Below are 20,436 nucleotides of genomic sequence, written 5' to 3' on the forward strand. Positions count from 1 at the left end.
GCTTTCGCATGAGTCAGAGTTTTACCGGGTAGTCCGAGCTGTACACGTCGCTGCGTATGCGTCCGGGCGCCGGGGGGCCTTCGACCGACACCCAGGCCTCGGTGGCACCGTCCATCGCCGGTCCGGAGACAGTGATGGTGGCCGTCCCAGCGGCATCGGTATGCAGCACTCCGCCCGCCACGCCGGGATCTCCGACGTTGCACGTCGCCACGGACGACCGTGGCAGCTGGATTAGCCTGACCTGGTAGTCGGTGTCCGCCGTGGCCGACTGCAGCGTCACCTGGGCACTTACCTGAGCGCCGTCAGATCCGACGTGGGCGAACCCGCCCCCGCTGCCCGACCCCATACCGTCGAGGAACAGGCCCTTCTTGAAATCGCACCCCCGGATGTGGTTCGACAACGGCACCATCGTCGTCGCCCCAGCCGGGATCGCACCGATCCCGCCGAGCACCACCCCACCGACCGCACCCAGTGTCACCACACTTCTCATGCGCCAACCCATCGCTGCATCCCGCCTGCTCGACGTATCAGTGCGTCATTATTGGCACAGATCGCACGTCGAGAAGCGGAAGTTCGCGCAAATGGCCGATCGACTCGGCTGATCGAGCGCGGCTACCGCCAGCGTCCGAGCACCTCCTTGGCCCGCGCACTCAGCACGGCCTGCAGGAACGGTCCGAAGGTAATCCGCCCCACGCCGATGGCCGCCAACGCGGCGAGGTCGGCGGAATCGGCCGGAACAGTCACGCTGACCGGCAGCGGAACGGCAGAAACGAAGCGCCCCAACCCTTCCGGGTCGGCAAGCCCGGCCGGGAACAACGAATCGGCGCCGGCGGCGGCCGCCTCGGACAGGCGGGCGATCCCCCGGTCAACACGATCGGCGGCGTCCCCGTCTTTGCGCAGGAACAGATCGGTGCGCGCGTTGATCACCACGTGCACGCCCGCGGCGTCAGCGGCCGCGCGCAACTGCCCGACCAACTCGGCATGCTCAGCCGGACTGCGCAGCCGCTTGTCCTCCTTGTGCACGGTGTCCTCAAGGTTGAAGCCGACCGCGCCGACGTCGAGCAGGCCCTCGATCAGCCGCTCGGGCCGCTCGCCATAGCCGGATTCGATGTCCACCGACACCGGCACATCCACCGCGTCGGTAATCTGACGCACCCGGGCCAGCAGGTCGTCGAATGACATTCCCTCGCCGTCGGGCTTGCCGATCGATTCGGCCAGCGGGTGACTACCCACCGTGAGCGCGGAGAATCCTTCGCCGACTGCCAACCGGGCCGACCAGGCATCCCAGACCGTGGGCAGCACAACGGGGTTGCCGGGTTGGTGCAGCGCCAGCAGGGCCGCGGCCCGCTCCTGCAACGTGGTCTCACTCATAGGGCCTCCAGGTGCTCAGATGTCCTGCTCAATGTCCTTCGGCCGGCCGCGAAGCCGACGAAACCAACAGTACGACCCCGGTTCCCGGGAGCTCTTCTCACCAACTGCAAGTCGGAGCCATGACGTGATGCGCATCACGTCCCGATCGTGATGTCGCTAGCATTGGTTGTCGTACTGTGAGCCCCGACACCTTCAGCCCGAGGAGGTCACTTGTCCACCACCACTGAGTTCTCCGAACTCCACAACCTGATCGGCGACATGCGTCGTTGCGTCACCACGTTGGCGTCGAAGTACGGGGATTCCCCCGCCATGCGCCGCGTCGTGAACGACGCCGAGCGGATCCTCAACGACATCGAGCGGTTGGACATCGACGCCGAGGAGTTGGAGATGCGTCACGGCGTGACTCGCCAAAAACCAGGCCGAGAAAAGATCGGCATCCCCGACACCCAATACGGAAGCGAGTTCTGGCACGACGTCGCTGACGAGGGTCTCGGCGGATATCGCTGAGCTGACGGGCGCCTGCCGCCCGGAGAACAACTGAAACTGAAGAAAGGGAACCGTGAGCGCACCCACTGCTGACCGTCGTGCGACCGGGGTCTTCTCGTCCACACGAGCGCAGATCCCCGAGCGCACCCTCCGTACCGATCGGTGGTGGCAGTCGCCCCTGGTCGTCGATCTCGGCTTCGCCGCGTTCGTCATCTATGCGACTGTGCGCGCTTTCCTGCAGAGCAATTACTACGTACCGCAGTACAACTATCTGACGCCGTTCTACTCACCGTGCGTCAGCCAGGGCTGCACCCCCGAGGCCAGCCACTTCTGGCCACAGGTCCTCCCCGATGTGTGGTGGCTGCCCTACGCGGCCTTCTCACTACCGTTCCTGCTGCTGTTCCGGCTGACCTGCTACTACTACCGCGGCGCCTATTACCGCTCGGTCTGGCAGTCGCCCACCGCGTGCGCGGTCGCCGAACCGCACGCCCGCTACACCGGCGAGACCCGGCTGCCGCTGATCATCCAGAACACCCACCGGTACTTCTTCTACATCGCCGGCATCATCTCGCTCATCAACACCTACGACGCGATCGTCGCGTTCCACTCGGACCAGACCGCCAGCGGCTTCGGATTCGGGCTCGGCAATCTCATCCTGCTGGGCAACGTCATCATGCTGTGGGTCTACACGCTGTCCTGCCATTCGTGCCGTCACGTCGCGGGCGGACGCCTCAAACACTTCTCCAAACACCCTGTGCGGTACTGGATGTGGACGCAGATCAGTAGGCTCAACGTCCGCCACAAGCAGTACGCATGGATCACGCTGGGCACCCTGATGCTGACGGACTTCTACATCATGTTGGTTGCCAGCGGCACCATCTCGGACCTGAGATTTGTTGGTTAACAACCAATTACACAATAAGGGATAAAGACTGCATGACTTCTCCTGATGCTCTTCGCGCAAGCGGCTCATCGGAACCTGACGATCTTCGCGCAAGCGGCTCATCGGAAATAGAACGCCACTCCTACGACGTAGTCGTGATCGGTGCCGGTGGAGCTGGACTACGCGCCGTGATCGAGGCACGCGAACGCGGCCTGCGGGTCGCGGTGGTGACCAAGTCGTTGTTCGGCAAGGCCCACACCGTGATGGCCGAGGGCGGCTGCGCGGCGGCGATGCGCAACGTCAACACCAAGGACTCCTGGCAGGTGCACTTCGGTGACACCATGCGCGGCGGCAAGTTCCTCAACAACTGGCGGATGGCCGAACTGCACGCGCAAGAAGCCCCGGACCGGGTGTGGGAGCTGGAGACCTACGGCGCGCTGTTCGACCGGACCAAGGACGGCCGGATCAGCCAGCGCAACTTCGGCGGCCATACCTATCCGCGCCTGGCCCACGTCGGCGACCGCACCGGACTCGAGATCATCCGCACCTTGCAGCAGAAGATCGTCTCCCTGCAGCAGGAGGACTACCGCGAGCTCGGCGATTACGACGCGCGCATCCGGGTCTTCCACGAGTGCAGCATCACGGACCTGATCAAAGATGGTGACCGGATCGCCGGGGCCTTCGGCTACTACCGCGAGACCGGCAAGTTCGTGTTGTTCGAGGCCCCCGCGATCGTGCTGGCCACCGGCGGTATCGGCAAGTCCTTCAAGGTGTCGTCGAACTCCTGGGAGTACACCGGCGACGGCCACGCCCTGGCACTGCGCGCCGGGTCGGGCCTGATCAACATGGAGTTCATCCAGTTCCACCCGACCGGCATGGTGTGGCCGTTGTCGGTGAAGGGCATCCTGGTCACCGAAGGTGTCCGCGGCGACGGCGGAGTGCTCAAGAACTCCGAGGGCAAGCGGTTCATGTTCGACTACATCCCCGCGGTGTTCAAGGGCCAGTACGCCGAGACCGAGGAAGAAGCCGACCAGTGGCTCAAGGACAACGACTCCGCCCGCCGCACCCCTGACCTGCTCCCCCGCGACGAGGTGGCCCGCGCCATCAACTCCGAGGTCAAGGCGGGCCGCGGCTCTCCGCACGGCGGGGTCTACCTCGACATCGCCTCGCGTATGACGACCGAAGAGATCAAGCGCCGGCTGCCGTCGATGTACCACCAGTTCATGGAGCTCGCCGAGGTGGACATCACCAAGGACGAGATGGAAGTCGGCCCCACCTGTCACTACGTGATGGGCGGTATCGAGGTGGATCCGGATACCGGTGGAGCCGGCACGCCCGGTTTATTCGCAGCAGGCGAGTGCTCGGGTGGTATGCACGGCTCGAACCGCCTTGGCGGAAACTCCCTTTCGGATCTACTGGTATTCGGTCGACGCGCCGGGCTCGGTGCCGCCGACTACGTGCAGGCGCTGCCGGAGCGGCCCAAGGTGTCGGAAGCCGCGCTCATCGAGGCCACCGAATTGGCGTTGGCGCCGTTCGAATCTCACTCGCACCCGGAGAATCCGTACACGCTGCATGCCGAGCTGCAACAGTGCATGAACGACCTGGTCGGCATCATCCGCAAGGCCGAAGAGATCGAGCAAGCGCTGGCCAAGCTCGCCGAGCTGCGGACCCGTGTGCACAACGTCAGCGTCGAGGGTGGTCGCGTGTTCAACCCGGGCTGGCACCTGGCGATCGACATGCGCAACATGCTGCTGGTCAGCGAGTGCGTCGCCAAGGCCGCGCTGGCCCGGACCGAGAGCCGTGGCGGGCACACCCGCGATGACTATCCCGAGATGGACGCCGACTGGCGCCACACCCTGTTGGTGTGCCGTGCGGATGTCGACGGCGAAGATCAGGTAGTGCCGGATGTGACGGTGACGCCGGAGCAGCAGCTGCCGATGCGCGAAGACCTGCTGGCCACGTTCGAACTGTCCGAACTCGAAAAGTATTACACCGCACAAGAACTGGCCGAGCACCCCGATCGGAAGGGCTGAGCATGAGTGCCTACAACGCGAACCTGCGCGTCTGGCGCGGCGACGACACCGGCGGCGGGTTACAGGACTACACCGTCGAGGTGAACGACGGTGAGGTGGTGCTCGACATCATCCACCGCCTGCAGGCCACCCAGGCCGGCGATCTCGCGGTGCGGTGGAACTGCAAGGCCGGCAAGTGCGGATCCTGCTCGGCGGAGATCAACGGCCGCCCCCGGCTGCTGTGCATGACCAGGATGTCGACCTTCGACCCGTCCGAAACCGTCACCATCACGCCCCTTCGGACGTTCCCGGTGATGCGCGACCTGGTGACCGATGTTTCGTTCAACTACGAAAAGGCCCGCCAGATCCCGTCATTCACCCCGCCGAAGGACCTGCAGCCCGGTGAGTACCGGATGCAGCAAGAGGACGTCGAGCGTAGCCAGGAATTCCGCAAGTGCATCGAGTGCTTCCTGTGCCAGAACGTCTGCCACGTGGTCCGTGACCACGAGGAGAACAAAGAGGCGTTCGCCGGCCCGCGGTTTCACATGCGGATCGCCGAGTTGGACATGCACCCGCTCGACGTCCTGGACCGCAAGGACATGGCTCAGGAGGAGTTCGGGCTGGGCTACTGCAACATCACCAAGTGCTGCACCGAGGTTTGCCCGGAGAACATCAAGATCACCGACAATGCGCTGATCCCGATGAAGGAACGGGTGGCCGACCGCAAGTACGACCCGATTGTGTGGTTGGGCAACAAGCTGTTCCGAAAGTAGATACTTCGCCGAGCGTGCGCTCAGATCGCGATCCGAAGCGATTGCCGGATCTGAGCGCACGCTCGGCGAAAAATTTGGTGCACCCGCCCCCAGCCAACCGTTGCTAGGCTCAGCTGACATCACGCTCGCTGCGACGGGGGATACGCATGCAGTTGTCCGGACCTCAGCTGTCCAATGAGGACCTCCAGCGGGTCGGCGGGACGATCCAATACCTGCAGAACGCGCTGTCAGCAAAGATCGTCGGCCAGAAAACCCTGCAGCAGTCCCTCCTGATCGGCCTCATCGCCTCCGGCCACGTCCTGCTGGAAAGTGTCCCCGGCCTGGCCAAGACCACCGCGGCGAAGACCCTCGCCGAGAGCCTGGCCGCGCGGTTCCAGCGCATCCAGTGCACCCCTGACCTGTTGCCCAGTGACATCACCGGCGGTCAGATCTGGGACCAGAAGAACGGTGAGTTCAAGGTTTCGTTCGGTCCCGTGCACGCCAACGTCGTGCTGCTCGACGAGATCAACCGGTCCTCGGCCAAAACCCAGAGCGCGATGCTGGAAGCCATGGAGGAGCGACAGACCACGATCGGCGGAACCGTCTATCCGCTACCGAACCCGTTCCTGGTGCTGGCGACGCAGAACCCGATCGACCAGGAGGGTACCTATCAGCTGTCAGAAGCGCAGATGGACCGCTTCATGCTGAAAGACATCCTCACCTACCCCACGGCCGAGGAAGAAGAGGAAGTCGTCGCCCGGATCGCCGGCGGGGTGTTCGACGCGCATCCGGAAGCCGGCAACGGGCAGCTCGACACCCAGCGGGTGCTCTGGCTGCAAGCCATGTTCAAGCGGGTGTTCATCGACCGCTCGATCGTCAGGTACGCGAGCTACATCGTGAACGCGACCAGGCACCCCAAGAACTATCTGGAGCCCCAGCTGGCCGATCTCATCCAGTTCGGCGCCAGCCCGCGCGCCACCATCGCCCTGTGCCGGGCCGCCTGTGCACACGCGCTACTGGAAGGCCGACCCTACGCCGTACCCGATGATGTCAAGGCCGTCGCCAAACGTGTTCTCCGGCACCGGATCATCCTGAAATTCCAGGCCTCGGCCCAAGGCATCACACCGGAGTATCTCGTCGACGGCATCCTGCACCGCGTGCCGACGCCGTAGCGAGCCACGATGGGGGACATTCTCAACCGGGTCCGCGCCCAACTCAATTTCGACCCTCGGGCCGTCGGGATGCGGCTGCGGTCACACCGGGTGCTGGAGGGCGGCCACACGTCGCTGCAGTTCGGCCGCAGCGACGATTTCGTCGACCTGCGCGAGTACGCCTTCGGCGACGACGTCCGCGACATCGACTGGAAGGCATCGGCGCGCAACACCCACCTCGTCGTCCGCCGGTACGTCGCCGAGAAGACCCAGGAGTTCCTGCTGATCGCCGACACGGGGGCGAACCTGCTCGCCCACGCCCCCAGCGGGGAGAGCAAACGCGATCTGGCGATCCTCTCCCTCGGGGCGGTCGGTCTGGTCGCCTCGGCGCAGGGGGACAAGCTCAGCCTGGTCTACGGTGACGACCGAGGATCGTCCATCGAGCCGGGCAAGACCGGCGAGGACCATCTCGAGCAGATGCTGACCCTGCTCAGCCACATCAACATCGAGGTCGGCAATCCGTCCAACATCGTCAGGCAATTGGAGTTCGTCGCCGGCACCCTCGACAAGCGGTACTCGATCTACATCGTCTGCGATCAACCCCAAGTCACACCGGAACTCGTCGCCGCGGCGATGACGGTGCGGGGGCGCAACGCTATTCACTGGATTCTGATCGAAGATCTCGACATCCTCGGCCAACCGCGCACCGCGGACGAGGTGCTGGATGTCGCCACCGGCAGAGCTCTTCTGACGCCATCGGTGTTGGGCGCCAAGGTACTCGACGCGTACCGCCGGGCCGAGGCCGCGCGGATGGCCGAATGGCAGTCGTTCATCGCACAACTCGACAGTCCGTGTGTGCGGGTCGCGTCGCGGGCCGACATCGCCCCGGCCCTTTCCGTGCTGAGCGAGGGACGGCGCTGATGCACAGTTCACTCGAATTCCTGTTCCCCCCAATGGCTTATTCGGTGTGGTGGGTGATCGGCGCTGCACTGCTCGTTCTGCTCGTCGTCGGTTGGATCGTCGGGGTGATCGTGTGGACACTGCCGATCGAGGTCCTGCGACGCATCCCGGTCCTCCGTGACATCAGCTACCGGGTGCTGCGATTCAAGTTCTCCCGATCCCTCAGCAAGGTTGAGCAACAGCATCACGACGGCCAGCTCTCCACCCGCGAGGCATTCCACGAGATCAGCCGAATCTTCCGAAATTTCATCAACTTTCGTACCGGCTATCAGGCGCGACGCATGACGGCCACCGATGTCGCCCAGAGCCCCCTGGCCGGTCCCGCCCTGAACGTCCTGGCGATGACCTATCCGGGACAGTTCGATGAAGCCGACCCGCGCACCGTACCCAGTGTGGTCGACGCGGCGCGGACGGCGGTGCTGACATGGACCTGAAATGGCCGCTGCTGCTCCTACCGATCATCGCCGGTATCGGTGTTGCGGTGTGGTACGCGATGCGACGCACCCGGTACGGCTGGCAAGGTGAATTACCCTACCTGGCACGGTCTTTCCGTCTCACCACGCTTCCCGAGTATCAGCGGGCGCTACGCCTGCACGAACGCCTTTCCGTCGCGGCCCTGGTGCTGGCGATCATCGCTGTCTTCATGCTCCTCGGCGCGACCGTTCGACCGACCAAGACCTACGAACCTCAGCTCGCCGGCTCGGACACCCCGCACGTCGACATCATACTGTGCTTCGGGCCGTACTACAGCATCACAATGTCAGACGGGCTCGCCATCGATCAGTTGATGACGATCTTCCGCGACAAGGTGGACGGGTTCGGCAACCAACGCATCGGGATGACCAAGGAGTTCTACCGCAACTTCCCGGTCACCTCGGATCTCCCGTGGGTGTCCCAGCGCCTCGGTGAAATCGCCGAGGTTGCCCAAGCCGCGTCGTCGAAAGACGATCCCACTGCGGCCTACTCGACCGATACCGAACTGTTCGACCGCGTCTCCGCCCGCAGCACGATCAACGACACCCTCGCCATGTGCGCCATGGGTCTGCCCGCGGTGGGATCCGACAACGGTCGCGGCCGGACGATCATCTATGTCGGCGATACCAAGAGCTACAGCGACACTCCCCCGACGTATTCCGACGCCATGCTGGCCGGGATCGTCAAGGACGCCAAGATCCAGGTGAACACCATCGTGCCCGGCACCTTCACCGGCGAATCGGTCGACAAGCTGGTCAAGGATTCCGGGGGCCGGCAGTACCTCTACACCGAGGTGGGCGGGTACAACGATGCCGCCACTCCGAAGAAGATCGACAATCAGAAGGAAGAGCTGTCGAGTGCGGTCGACAAGATCCTGTCGAACCCGCCGCAGTCCACCCTCGATGACGAGCGCAAAGAAGAACAGCACCCGTTCCAGTGGGATGTTCCGGACATCCTGCTGCAGATTGCGTTGATCGCAGCGGTCGGGCTCGCCGCGGCACGATTGGGGATGCGGCTGTGAAACTCAGTGTCGCCCCGGTGTTTCCGATCTGGCTGATCGTCGTGCTCGCACTCCTGGCCATCGGCCTGAGGGTGGCGGCGACCATCGCCGCGTCCCGTCGGCAGGGCCGGATGCCGGAGCGAAGGGCATGGCTGCGGCTCGGTGTGGCCGTGCTGGCGATCGTCTGCCTCGGGCTGGCCGCCACACGTCTCGGTGACGAATCCCGCGCAGAACGCCCGCCCCGGCTCACCAGCACCGCCGAGGAATCGAACATCAACGTGTTCCTGGTGATCGACCGCTCGGCGGGCATGACCGCCGACGGTTTCGGCAGCTCGGGATCGACCGATTACCGCGACCTGGAATCACGCATGAAGGGCGCCGTCACCGATGCCCAGATGGTGCTCACGAAATATCCGGACGCCCGGTTCAGCGTGATCTCCTATGCCGATTCCGCCCGCGTCGACTGGCCGATCTCCCGCGACGAGTGGAGCCTGGCCCCGTTCCTGCAGAACTTCAAGCCCTATGGGGAACGGTCGGCTGACGCGGTGGTGAAAACCAACGTCGCAGCGGCGAATTCGCTGTTGAAGGAACAACTCAACGCCGCGTCGCGCGCGTACCCCGGATCGGCGAATCTGGTCTTCATCTTCGGCGCGGGCAGCGATCCCGGCGAGTGGGCCTTCGACATCCCCGAGGGCCAGGTGTCCGGCGGAGCCGTGTTCGGCTACAGCACCAACGATGTCAAACCGCGGATCTACGCCGGCGCCAACTACGACACGGTCGACGTACCACTCAACGAAGAGGCGCTCAACACTGCCGCCGACAGCCTGGGGATTCCGTTCCACAAACGTGAGCGGGGATTGTTCAGCGCCGACGAACTGCCCTCGACCGTGCCCCAGGCCGTCCCCGCCGACCCGGTGATACCGAAAGTGCCGCATCCGGACCGGACCGAGTACTACTGGTTTTTCGCTGCGCTCGCCGCAGTGCTTCTCGGTGTCGAGCTGTATGGACTGGTGGGGCACTGGCTGAGGCGTAAACGGGGGACGGTATCGAGATGACGCAAACGCTCCCACCTGCCGAAGCCGGCCAGGGTCAAGAGCCCGAGCAGACGAAGCCCGCCGTCCCCCGGCCCAGCCGTCTGCAGTTGCGGCGCAAGCTGCTGCTGTGGTCGATACCCGTACTTGTCCTGCTGCTCCTGTTCGCAGTGAAGGTCGCCAGCGTCGGCATCCTCGGCAACAAGCTCCCGCGCCAGTTCGCAGCCCGCGATGACGGCGCGATGCAGAACACCCTCGAGTGGATCGATGTGGGCAACTTCGGGCGCGGTTTCCGGGAGAAGTTTGCCGCCGGCGACCTGCTCATGCTCCGTGGCGACATCCGCGGGGCCTTCGAAGAATTCAAGGCGGCGCACGAGAAGGAGCCGAGCGCGTGTCCGCCGCGGGGCAACTTCGCCCTCGTGTCGGAGACCCTGAGCGACAACGAACTCAAACAGGGGCACTTCACCAAGGCCCGAGAGATCCTCACGCCCGCGGTGGAGGCCGCCAAGGGCGACACCGGCTGCTTCACGACGTTCCCGTCCGCGAGCGCCGATGTCCGGGCGTTCGTCGGGGAGACACCCGAGCGGTTGTCCAACAAGCTCGCCGCGCTCAAGGCCGGTGCCCTCACCAAGACTCCCGACGGCTACGACTACAAACGGGCACCCGGCGGAGGCATCGACTTCACGGAATCGAAAACCGGGCCCTGCCCCTACGTGGACGACGAAGGCCGCATGAAGGAGTGCATCACGCTGCGGGACCGGGAGGTGGCGCAGAAGACCGAGGCCGCGAAGCAGGCCAAAGAGCAGGAAGACAAGGCCAAACAACAGCAACAACAGCCACCTGCTGATCCCAACCAGCCTGCCCCGCCACCACCACCGCCACCGCCGGGTCCACCGGCACCGGGGACGGCCCCGGGCACCGAAACCGACGGGGCACCGCAGTATCCCGACCACGTGGAGCTTCGCAAGGCCGGCCAGCCCGGCTACTGCGAGCCTGACGGCACCCCACTCGGACGACTGACCGCGGCCCTGTGCGACACGGCAGGACCGCAGCCGTGACCGGGCCAGACGGAGCGCCGAACCAGTGGTCGTATTCGGCAGCGCCGAGCGCCGCGAACCCCCGCAAGCTGTCCCGCCGGACGATCGTCACCGGGAGCATCGGGATCGGGGTCGTGGTGTTGCTGGTCGTGGCGCTGGTGGCCTGGCTGGCCTGGCCGCGGTCGGCCGCCGTCGAGCAGGCGGACAGCCCCCATGACCGCAAGCCCCTACTCAGCGACAAGCCGCCGACGATGATCCTCAACGCGATCGACTTCAACTCGCTCTATCCGCCGGGCTACACCGACTACGACTCGTCGAAGTCGGTGCGGCAGTCGGACGGCACCTACGACCCGGACCGGGAGTACACGGAGACGTCGTCACCACCCGGGTGCACCTGGAAAGACGATCCCATCGAAACCGGCAAATACGATTTCACCTTCAACGAGAAAAAGGACCCGGAGCGGTACGAGCACGCCCGCATCTCACGGTTGATGTTCCCGGTCGACGATCCCGGCGGCAACAAGGCACAGGACGGGAACGACAGGACGTCCTTCGTGCTCACGGTGTTCCCCGCCAAGGATCCGAACAGCCTCGACTACGCCCGCCAGTGGTATGAACGCTGCCAGAACGCGAAGACGACCACGACTGTCACGAAGTTCGGGCAGGTCGTCGAGACCACCACAGGCACGGTCGACAACGTGGTGACCAATGCTCCCGAATCGGCGGCCGACGACTCCTTCGCGGTGACCACCAGCAAGAAGGAGGTGTGCGACTACTACGGCCTCGTCCGGGGAATGATCGTCAACGTGGCCTGCCCACCCACCCAGAAAGAGGCCGGCGCGCAGTTGTTCCGCAAGGTCATCATCGGCTTGCAGGAGATCTGAAGCGGATACCGAGATTCGGCGCGTAGGCTCGGAGAAAGCAGCCAATGAGCGTCGAAAGGCAGCTTCATGAGCATGGGACAGACTCAGAGCGTCAACGAGATCCGGACCGCGATCCGGGAACTGTCGGTCCGGGCCGAGCTGGCTCGAAAAGAGGGCCGCCCCGGCGATGCGGGCGAGATCGAACAGCGAATCGCCAAATATCGCGACGAACTCGCCGCTCGCCCCTGAGTCGGCCGATTCACCACCGCGACGCCCGGAAAGTCAGGCGCCGAGCTTACGGAACGTGCTGCGGTGGAACACTATCGGCGCCACGTCGGCATGAACCGTGATATCGCTGACCCGCAGCACCACGATGGTGTGATCGCCGGCCTCCACCAACTGCTCGATGGCGCTCTCCAACCACACGCTGGTTCCGTGGATGAACACCGCGCCGGATTCGCGCGACTCGGTCTCCAGCCCGGCGAACCGGTCTCCGGTCTTGGCGGCCAGGGTGCGGGCCGCGTCGTCATGGGATTCGCCCAGCACGCTGATTCCCAGCGACGGGAGGTCCTTGAGCTTGGGCCAGGTGGTCGAGGAATTCTGCACACAGAACGACACCAGTGGCGGGTCGAGCGACACCGGCACGAAGGTGCTGGCGGCCAAGCCGACCAGAGTGCCCTCTACCTCGGCAGCAATCGCGATGACACCGGACGGAAAGTGGCCGAACGCCTCACGCAGCGACGTCGGACTCAGTTCTGTTGCGCTCATAACACCTCCATCTTCACACAGCACCGCCTCACCCGTGATCCGCCCTCAGCCGTGGAGGTCCCGGTGCTGCCGCCCCACTGGAATCTCGCGCAGTGGTGGGCGATCAGGCGTCCAAGCGAGCGAATTCGTCCTGTCGATACTGTTCCGCGCAGGCGGCGCGGCGGATCTTGCCGCTCGTCGTAGTGGGGATCGAACCCGGATGAACCAGAACGAGATCCCCGACATTCAAGCCGTGCGCATTGGATATCGCCGAGGTGACATCGCTCTTGATCGCGGTGAGCCAGTTGCCCGCCTCGACCGGGGACTCACCCCGCTTCTTGAGCTCGATGACGGTGACCAGCTTCTCGGTGCTGTTCACCGGAACCGAGATCGCCGCGACCCGGCCACCGGTGATCTGCTGGACAGTTGCCTCGATGTCCTCGGGATAGTGGTTGCGCCCGCGGATGATCAGCAGATCTTTGATCCGACCGACGATGAAAAGCTCTCCGCCGGAGACGAAGCCAAGATCACCGGTTTTCAGCCACGGTCCGTGGACCGTACCCGGCGACGGGTCGACCAGGGTCGCGCCGAAGCACTGCTGCTCCTCCGGCGGCCTGCTCCAGTAGCCGGCCGCGACGTTGTCGCCGTGCACCCAGATCTCGCCGACCGCGTCCGGCGGGCATTCCCGGTTGGTCTCGACGTCGACGACCCGCACCACGGGTGACTGCGGCAGCCCATACTGCACCAGCGCTGTGCCGGCTCGGGCGGCACAGCGGCGAGCGCGGCCCGCCGCCAACTCGTCGACATCGAAATAGACGTCCTCCGCCGACTCGGTCCACGTGCCGGTGGCGACGAAGACGGTGGCCTCCGCCATCCCGTACGACGGACGCAGCATGTGGTCCCGGAAGTTGAAGTGAGCGAACCTGTCGGCGAAGCGCTCCAACGTGGCGGGCTCGACGCGCTCGGCGCCATTGATGATGCCCACCACCCCGCCCAGGTCGAGTCCGGCGAGGTCCGAATCCTTGGTCTTGCGGGCGGCGAGGTCGAACGCGAAGTTGGGCGCCGCGGAAAAGGCGCCCGGGTTCTCGGCGAGTGCCCGGATCCATCGGTCCGGCTTCTCCAGAAACGCCACCGGGCTCGTCAGGGCCGCGGAGTAGCCGCCCAGGATGGGTGCGCAGACACCCAACACCAACCCCATGTCGTGGTAGAAGGGCAGCCACGAAACGATGGTCATATCGGTCGAGGTCTTGGCGTTGGCATCGGCGAACAAGCCGCGCATCAACTGCTCGAAATTCGCCTGCAGGTTGCGGTGCGAGATCATCACGCCGGTGGGCAGCCGAGTGGAACCCGAGCTGTACTGCAAGTACGCCGTGCTGGGGAACTCGACGGTACCGCCGTCGGACGGGTCTGCCCCCTCTTCGGCAGCCAGATTCAGCGAATCGACCACCACGATCTTCGGCGCGGTGTCCATCTGTGACTGATCCACGTAATCCCCGACATCCTCGGCGACCGCGGAGGTCGTGAGGACAACCGCCGGCGCGGTATCGACGAAGACCGCACTCACCCGGTCGTGGTTCGAGCCGCGATGGGGCAACGGAAGGGGAACCGCGATCAACCCGGCCTGCATGGAACCGAGGAACGCCAGGATGTACTCCAGCCCCTGCGGGGCGAGGATCACCGCCCGGTCGCCGACAGAACCGCTCAAGCGGATCTGTCGTGCGACGTTCATCGTCCGCCGAGACAGCTGCGACCACGTCACGGTCTCGGTCACCCCGGCCGGGTCGTCGTCGTAGTCGGTGAACGCAAAGGCCACGTCGTCCGGACGCAGGCTGGCACGTCCGTGCAGCATCGAGAGAATGGTTGATTGGGGCGAAGTCGTCGTCAGCGTCATGTCACGTCCGTACTAACTCGTCGAATCCGTCGGCTCGCGCGCCGCTGTCAGTGTCCGCCGGACAACAGGGACAAGGCACCGTTGGCGATCTCCGACATGGGGTCGGTGCCGCCACCGAACGTCGCGTCGTTGGCGGGTGCGGTGACCTCCGCGGGGTCGAATCCGTGTACCGGATCCACGGTGATCGGGGCGGTCGCCGGGTCGTCGTTTCGCGAATAACCGGCGTTCACCCGGGGCAGCAATATCGCATCCAACTGATTCAGCGTGCCCTGGTCATATCCGAGGTACTTGAAGGGCAGCACCAGGGGAAGGTGCTCTTCGGGTACCAGGTACGTCGTCGTCGTCGCACCTTTGGAGTTGACCGTCGTCCTGATGTTCTGCGGCGGAACGTTACTCGGGTTGGTGAACGCGATCGCGGTGTGACCGGTCGCCAGGCCGGCAACCGCATTGATCACGCTCATCCAGTTGTCGGGCCGGTCCGGCCAGTCCGCGATGCTGTCGTAGGCCGAGACGAACTGGTCGGTGTGGTACTGGCTCTCCACGGGCGCCGGGATGCGGTAGTCCATGAACGGCACCACACTGCCGACCGGAAAGTTCTGGGTCAGGAAGCTCTCCCCGAAGGCGTGCTTGGCGATCGGGTCGCCGAACGTCGCGAAACTCAGCTGGTCCGGGGGCGGGGCAGTCGGATCGTTGGCCAGACGCGCCTTCACCGCGTTGAGCACGAGCGCTCCCTCGGACAGCCCCATCGCTCTTCCCTTACCGCCCTTGCGGATGGCGGCGTCGAGGTTTCCTTCTCCCTCATCGACCGACTCGCCGATGCTGGGACCGTCCAGGCCCAGACCGGGATAGATCTGCTCGCCGATCGGACCGATGCCGGGGAAGAGACGTTCCAGGGTATGGCCCTGAACCTGCCCTGCCGGGTAGTCGACCTTCACCCGCTTCATGCCGGGGAACCACTGCTCACCCGTCATCCGGATGTACTCGTCATAGGGGATACCGAGGACGTGGGCACCACCCAGGGCGTATGCGGTCCCGGGGTCAGCCGGCGCCGGCGGCGGCGTGCCACCGGCCGATGTCCCGGGGGCCTGTGTGTCATCGGCGGCTGCCGATCCGACGCCGAAACATCCTGTGACACCGGCAGTTACCAGGACCGTCAGCCCTGCGAGTAGCTTCTTCATCTCTGCACCTGCCCGATTTGCTTCGTTTCGAGTTTTCCATACATCACGTGTGCCCGCTTCCCGCCGTGGTCACGGACTGGTTGCCGGTGTACGCAACGACTTCTGGTCGCTCATTCGTGACGGCCACCAGTTGGCCTTGCCGATGAGCGCAGCGATGGCGGGCACCGTGATGGTGCGCACCACGAAGGTATCCAGCAAGATGCCGACTCCGATCACGAAGCCGCCCTGCACCACCATGCCGATGCTGGAGAACATGAGACCGGCGACCGAGGCGGCGAAGATGAGGCCCGCTGCGGTGATCACCCCTCCGGTCGAACTCAGCGTGCGAATGATGCCGTACCGAATGCTGTGCGGAGACTCGTCCCGCATTCGTGACACCAGGAGCATGTTGTAGTCGGCTCCCACCGCGACCAACACCACGAAGGCCAACGGCGGCACGCTCCAATGCAATTGCTCGCCGAGTAGCGACTGGAACACCAGGACGCTGATGCCCAGGGCGGCCAGATAGGAGATCACCACCGACGCGACGAGGTAGATCGGAGCGACGATCGAACGCAGCAGCAACATCAGAATCAGCATCACGACGACGAGGGTCCCGATGATGATGAACCGGATGTCCTGCTGGTAGTAGTCACGGGTATCCCGCAGCCCGGCGGGGAACCCGCCCATCGATATCGAGGCGTCGGCGAGCGTGGTGTTCGGCTGCGCACCCCGGGCGATGTCCTGGATCTGGTTGACCTGGTCCATGGCCTCGGGACTGAACGGGTTGAGCTTCGTCTGCACCAGATACCGCACCGACCTGCCGTCCGGCGAGACGTACGCCGCGGAGGCCTTCTTGAACTCGTCCATGTTCAGCACCTCGGGCGGGATGTTGAACCCCGCCTGCGCCGGGTCCGCCGCGTCGTTGCGCATCGTCAGCAGAAATCCCGAGGCCTGATCCAACCCGGCTGAGATCACCTTGATCTGCTTGACGAGCTCGTCGACGCCACCGGCCACTTCGCGACTTCCACCGGCCAGGCGGTTGGCGCCGCTCTGCAAGTCCTTCAAGCCCGACTGCGGACCGCCTGCCTTGTTCATCCCCATGGCATTGGCCGCCTTGGTGACGCCGGCGAGTGCCGCGTTCAGCTTCTTGACCGTGGCGTTGAGCGTCTGCCCGCTGCCCCCCTGGAGCTGGTGCGCCAGATCGTTGATGTGGTCGAGGCTGCCGTCCTGGTTCTCGTCCATGAGCCGTTGCATCTGGATACGGCTGTCACTGCACGAGGGGTTGGCATCGCAGACCGCATTGCCGTTCAACGCCGCCAGCACCGGCCCGATCCAGGCAAACATGTTCTTGACGGCAGCGAAATTGACGCCCATGGAGTTGGACAACGCGTTGATGCTGTCGACCAGCTTGGCCGCGGTGTCGACGTCCCGCACCAGCTTGTCGCCACCGTATTCGGTGCGCGCGGAAGAGAACGCGTCGACCGCGCTCTGGAGACTGGGCGCAATCTGGTTGATCTGGGTGCGCACGTCGGCGAGGCTGTCGGCCAGCGTGTCCGCCCCGGTCGCCAGTCGGTTGAGGTCGCTCGAACGCTGGTCGATCTGGGTGGAACCGTCGGCCAGCCGGTCACCCACGATGCCGGCCTGGAAGGTTGCCCGGAACTCCGCCGGTACCTCCCCCAGTGGCCGGGTGATGCCGCTGACCAGACCCACGTCGGGCAGTTGGGCGACACGCGAAGCCAGCTGCTCCAGGTCTGCGAGACCCCGCGGGGAGCGCAGGTCATGCGGTGACTGGATGAGGATGTATTCGGGAATGGACTGGGCGATGGGGAAATGGCGTTCCACCGCGGCGTACCCGATCGAACTCGGCGCCGAAGCCGCCACCACCTTGCGATCGTCGTAGTTGTAGCGGGCAAAGATCGCGGCGCCGGCCAGCAGGGCCAACACCAGAAGGCTGGCGACGAGATGCGGAACCGGTCGGCGAACGATGCGGATTCCCGAACGCCGCCAGAACCGGGCGGTCAGCTCGCGCCGGGGCTTGACCCAGCCGCGGGGCCCGACCAGGGCCAGGATGGCCGGCAACAGGGTCATTCCGGCCAGATACGCCACGCCGATACCGATCGCGGCCGACACCCCGACCGTTTTGAATACACCCATTTTCGTGAAGCTCAGCAGTAGGAAGGTCAGCCCCACCGTCGCGGCAGATGCGGAGATCACCTTCCCGATCGACATCATCGCGGCCCGGACGGCCTGGTCGAAATCGTTGTCCGATCGCAAATAGTCGTGATAGCGGCTGATCAGAAAAACCGCGTAATCCGTGCCGGCACCGGCCATGATCGCACTCAGGAATACGACGGACTGGTTCGAAACACCCGCGCCGGTCAGCTGCGAAAAGCCCGCCACCAGCGCTTGGGCGATGAGCAGGGAGGACCCGATCGTGATCAATGGCAGCAGCATCGTGACAGCGCTGCGGTAGACCAACAACAACACGGCCAGGACCAGGATGGCGATCGCGATCTCGATCGGGAGTCGATCGTTCTCCCCCGCCACGGTGAGATCGGCGGCGGTGGCCGCGGGGCCGGTGAGGTGCACGGCCAGCGGGCTGCCGGCCGTACTGAGTTTGACGACGTCGGAAACCCGATTGAAGGATTCCATTGCCCGCGGTGTGCCCAACTCACCCACCAGGCCCACCGGAAGGACCCAGGTGGTCTTGTCCTTGCTGGTCAGGAACTGTCGCAGTTGCGGGGTGGCGATGAAATCCTGAACGCTCTCGACGTCTGTCACGTCGTCGCGCAGCGCGTCCACCAGCTTGCGGTAGGTCGCCTCGTCCGAAGAGCCCAACCCGTTCTCGTTGATCAGGGCCACCAACAGCAGGTCGTTGTTGCCCGATTCGTGGAACGCTTCGGTCATCTTCTGGGCGGTGACACTCGACGGCGCATCGTTCGGCAGGATTGCCAGCGGGTGCTTCTCGGCCATCTCACCGAGGGAGGGGAACGTCAGCGGCAGGGCGATCAGCAGTGCGGCCCAGGCCCCGATCACTGCCCAGGGCCACCGCACCACGAAATCGGCTAACCGTCGCATGTTGCCTTCACCTTCACCTCGAAGGCGGAGCGATGCGCAAAATTCTTGACCATTGTTTGCTCTCCGCTACGCGACCCGGCCCCAGTGCCCGCTGTCAGCAACTCGTGAGGACACCGATTTCATCGCCTCGAGGTAGCGGGTGACCGACTTCTCGGCGACCGGGTTGTCGGGATGCATGATCGCCATGACCGTGCCCTCGCCGTACCGGAAGATATAGATCGTCAATTGGTAAGAGAACCGGTTGTCCGGATACATACCGATGTTGTTTGCCAGACCCATGTCACCGGCCGCGAGGATGGCGTTGAGCGGCGCCGCCCCACCGTGCAGAAAATTCGATACCGGGAAGTTCGGCTGCGGCCAGTTCAGCCAAGGCGCCAGTTCCAGCACGCGGTAATACGGAACTCTCGCCATGTCCAGTCCCGAATCGAAAGACTGCTGCGCAGCCCAGGCGGCATCGCTGAAAGAGGTCGCCGCCACCGGAACCGTGATCGGTATCAGACCGGTGAACCAACCCTGTGTCATGAAATTGTCGCCCGCCGTGCGCGAATCCCTCGGAGTGAGGCCGTAATACGTCAACGCACCGGTGAACTCGTGCTCTACCAGGCCCAGGCATGCAAACAAGCCACCGACAAAACGGGCGCCGGCCGCCGAGCACGCCGCGTCGAAGCGTTCCGTCTGCTCCGGACTCAACAGGACCTCGGTGGACCAGGCGCTACTGGTCGCCTCATTCGGATTACCCAGCGGCAGCGGGAATTCCGGAAATCCGTCCCGGTTGTTCTCGGCGAAGTCGATCCACGCGCGCACGCCCGGCGATTCCAACGTCAACGACGACGTGTACTCACGCTCACGAACACAGAAATCATCGAAACTACCGGCATCAGGAAGCGTGAGGGCCTGGCCGCTGCCACTCATCGCGGAATACATTCCGTTGGCTTCCATCATTGTGGTGCCAATCAACGTCGCGTCTCCGTGGACGTGATCCATGGCGGCAAAGAAAGTGAAGTGCTCCTCGTTCTGGATGATTCCAAACGTAAAACAGCCCCATTCCAGGGGATTCGGTATGGACACAACGTGCGAGTGAATTTCCTCGACGCTCAAGTTGCCATGGTCAACCGGCACGAACTCGATATCATCGGGGTTTTCGATTGAATGCCTGACGAATTGGCCGTCATCGCCTTCTTTGAACCAACTCCGGAAAGTGTCATGCCTGCGCAGGTAGGTATTCACCGCGTGGTCCATTGCCGAGATATCACATTGCCCAGCAACCTCACAGCTAGCGATGATCTGTCGCGAGAAGTTCAATCCCGCGGCGTTGCGCTGGCTGTAATTACGCAGATGTTGGCCCTGCATGTAGCTAACCGGAACCGAGCTGACCGGTGCGCTTCTTGCCGTTTCCTGAGCCGCGGCGGTCGGTTGCCAAGAGGTCACCGAGCCAGGACTCAGCGACCATTCATCAAGTGCGCCAACAGTTATCTTACCGATCCGCAAAACCCAGGCCCTCCCAGTAGTGCTCTGCGCGCGGCCGCTCTCGGGCCGGCGG

General features: G+C 64.4%; 19 protein-coding genes. 12 read left to right on the forward strand and 7 right to left on the reverse strand.

Features of this window, described 5'->3' with window-relative positions:
* Window positions 1–13: 13 nt before the first annotated feature.
* Entirely contained in the window at window positions 14–490 is a 477-nt protein-coding gene (locus tag ACZY08_RS03010) for a hypothetical protein (protein WP_463743115.1), read from the reverse strand.
* A gap of 122 nt (window positions 491–612) precedes the next feature.
* On the reverse strand, window positions 613–1,371 hold the full coding sequence (locus tag ACZY08_RS03015) for an isocitrate lyase/PEP mutase family protein (RefSeq protein ID WP_463743116.1): 759 nt from the start codon (window positions 1,369–1,371) through the stop codon (window positions 613–615).
* Between the two features lie 210 nt (window positions 1,372–1,581).
* On the opposite strand from ACZY08_RS03015, the gene ACZY08_RS03020 reads away from it, so the two are divergent.
* From ACZY08_RS03020 to ACZY08_RS03075, 12 genes are all read left to right on the forward strand, one after another.
* Window positions 1,582–1,878 carry a hypothetical protein gene (locus tag ACZY08_RS03020; protein ID WP_463743117.1) on the forward strand — a complete coding sequence of 99 codons (297 nt, stop codon included), beginning with the start codon at window positions 1,582–1,584 and terminating at the stop codon, window positions 1,876–1,878.
* 52 nt (window positions 1,879–1,930) lie between these two features.
* The gene (locus ACZY08_RS03025) at window positions 1,931–2,761 is read left to right on the forward strand and encodes a hypothetical protein (protein WP_463743118.1); all 831 of its coding nucleotides are present in this window, start codon (window positions 1,931–1,933) and stop codon (window positions 2,759–2,761) included.
* A 107-nt stretch (window positions 2,762–2,868) separates the two neighbouring features.
* Complete coding sequence (locus ACZY08_RS03030) at window positions 2,869–4,773, forward strand: fumarate reductase/succinate dehydrogenase flavoprotein subunit (RefSeq protein WP_463744126.1); 1,905 nt, start codon at window positions 2,869–2,871, stop codon at window positions 4,771–4,773.
* A gap of 2 nt (window positions 4,774–4,775) precedes the next feature.
* Window positions 4,776–5,525: a succinate dehydrogenase/fumarate reductase iron-sulfur subunit gene (locus ACZY08_RS03035; protein WP_463743119.1), complete on the forward strand. Its 750-nt coding sequence runs from the start codon at window positions 4,776–4,778 to the stop codon at window positions 5,523–5,525.
* A 146-nt stretch (window positions 5,526–5,671) separates the two neighbouring features.
* Window positions 5,672–6,676 (forward strand): AAA family ATPase, encoded by a 1,005-nt coding sequence (locus tag ACZY08_RS03040; protein ID WP_463743120.1) that lies wholly within the window; start codon window positions 5,672–5,674, stop codon window positions 6,674–6,676.
* A 9-nt stretch (window positions 6,677–6,685) separates the two neighbouring features.
* Complete coding sequence (locus ACZY08_RS03045) at window positions 6,686–7,576, forward strand: DUF58 domain-containing protein (protein ID WP_463743121.1); 891 nt, start codon at window positions 6,686–6,688, stop codon at window positions 7,574–7,576.
* Window positions 7,576–8,049: a hypothetical protein gene (locus tag ACZY08_RS03050; protein WP_463743122.1), complete on the forward strand. Its 474-nt coding sequence runs from the start codon at window positions 7,576–7,578 to the stop codon at window positions 8,047–8,049. The genes ACZY08_RS03045 and ACZY08_RS03050 overlap by 1 nt, the downstream gene beginning before the upstream one ends.
* Window positions 8,040–9,110, forward strand: coding sequence for a hypothetical protein (locus ACZY08_RS03055; RefSeq protein ID WP_463743123.1), 1,071 nt, complete (start codon window positions 8,040–8,042; stop codon window positions 9,108–9,110). The genes ACZY08_RS03050 and ACZY08_RS03055 overlap by 10 nt, the downstream gene beginning before the upstream one ends.
* Window positions 9,107–10,144 (forward strand): vWA domain-containing protein, encoded by a 1,038-nt coding sequence (locus tag ACZY08_RS03060; protein WP_463743124.1) that lies wholly within the window; start codon window positions 9,107–9,109, stop codon window positions 10,142–10,144. The genes ACZY08_RS03055 and ACZY08_RS03060 overlap by 4 nt, the downstream gene beginning before the upstream one ends.
* Complete coding sequence (locus ACZY08_RS03065; protein ID WP_463743125.1) at window positions 10,141–11,178, forward strand: hypothetical protein; 1,038 nt, start codon at window positions 10,141–10,143, stop codon at window positions 11,176–11,178. The genes ACZY08_RS03060 and ACZY08_RS03065 overlap by 4 nt, the downstream gene beginning before the upstream one ends.
* Window positions 11,175–12,041, forward strand: a complete 867-nt coding sequence (locus ACZY08_RS03070; RefSeq protein WP_463743126.1) for a hypothetical protein — start codon at window positions 11,175–11,177, stop codon at window positions 12,039–12,041. Before ACZY08_RS03065 ends, ACZY08_RS03070 begins: the two co-directional genes overlap by 4 nt.
* A gap of 72 nt (window positions 12,042–12,113) precedes the next feature.
* Window positions 12,114–12,269 carry a hypothetical protein gene (locus tag ACZY08_RS03075; protein ID WP_463744204.1) on the forward strand — a complete coding sequence of 52 codons (156 nt, stop codon included), beginning with the start codon at window positions 12,114–12,116 and terminating at the stop codon, window positions 12,267–12,269.
* Window positions 12,270–12,302: 33 nt separating this feature from the next.
* On the opposite strand, the gene ACZY08_RS03080 is transcribed toward ACZY08_RS03075, so the two are convergent.
* The 5 genes from ACZY08_RS03080 to ACZY08_RS03100 form a co-directional block, all read right to left on the reverse strand.
* On the reverse strand, window positions 12,303–12,788 hold the full coding sequence (locus ACZY08_RS03080; RefSeq protein WP_463743127.1) for a flavin reductase family protein: 486 nt from the start codon (window positions 12,786–12,788) through the stop codon (window positions 12,303–12,305).
* Between the two features lie 103 nt (window positions 12,789–12,891).
* A complete protein-coding gene (locus ACZY08_RS03085; RefSeq protein ID WP_463743128.1) occupies window positions 12,892–14,658 on the reverse strand; it encodes an AMP-binding protein in 1,767 nt (588 codons plus the stop codon).
* Window positions 14,659–14,705: 47 nt separating this feature from the next.
* Window positions 14,706–15,836 carry an acyltransferase PE gene (gene pe / locus ACZY08_RS03090; RefSeq protein ID WP_454787755.1) on the reverse strand — a complete coding sequence of 377 codons (1,131 nt, stop codon included), beginning with the start codon at window positions 15,834–15,836 and terminating at the stop codon, window positions 14,706–14,708.
* 69 nt (window positions 15,837–15,905) lie between these two features.
* A complete protein-coding gene (locus ACZY08_RS03095) occupies window positions 15,906–18,896 on the reverse strand; it encodes an MMPL/RND family transporter (protein WP_463743129.1) in 2,991 nt (996 codons plus the stop codon).
* A 66-nt stretch (window positions 18,897–18,962) separates the two neighbouring features.
* A complete protein-coding gene (locus ACZY08_RS03100; RefSeq protein WP_463743130.1) occupies window positions 18,963–20,384 on the reverse strand; it encodes a condensation domain-containing protein in 1,422 nt (473 codons plus the stop codon).
* Window positions 20,385–20,436 lie beyond the last annotated feature (52 nt).

This window comes from Mycobacterium sp. IDUB_9, from assembly GCF_055419505.1.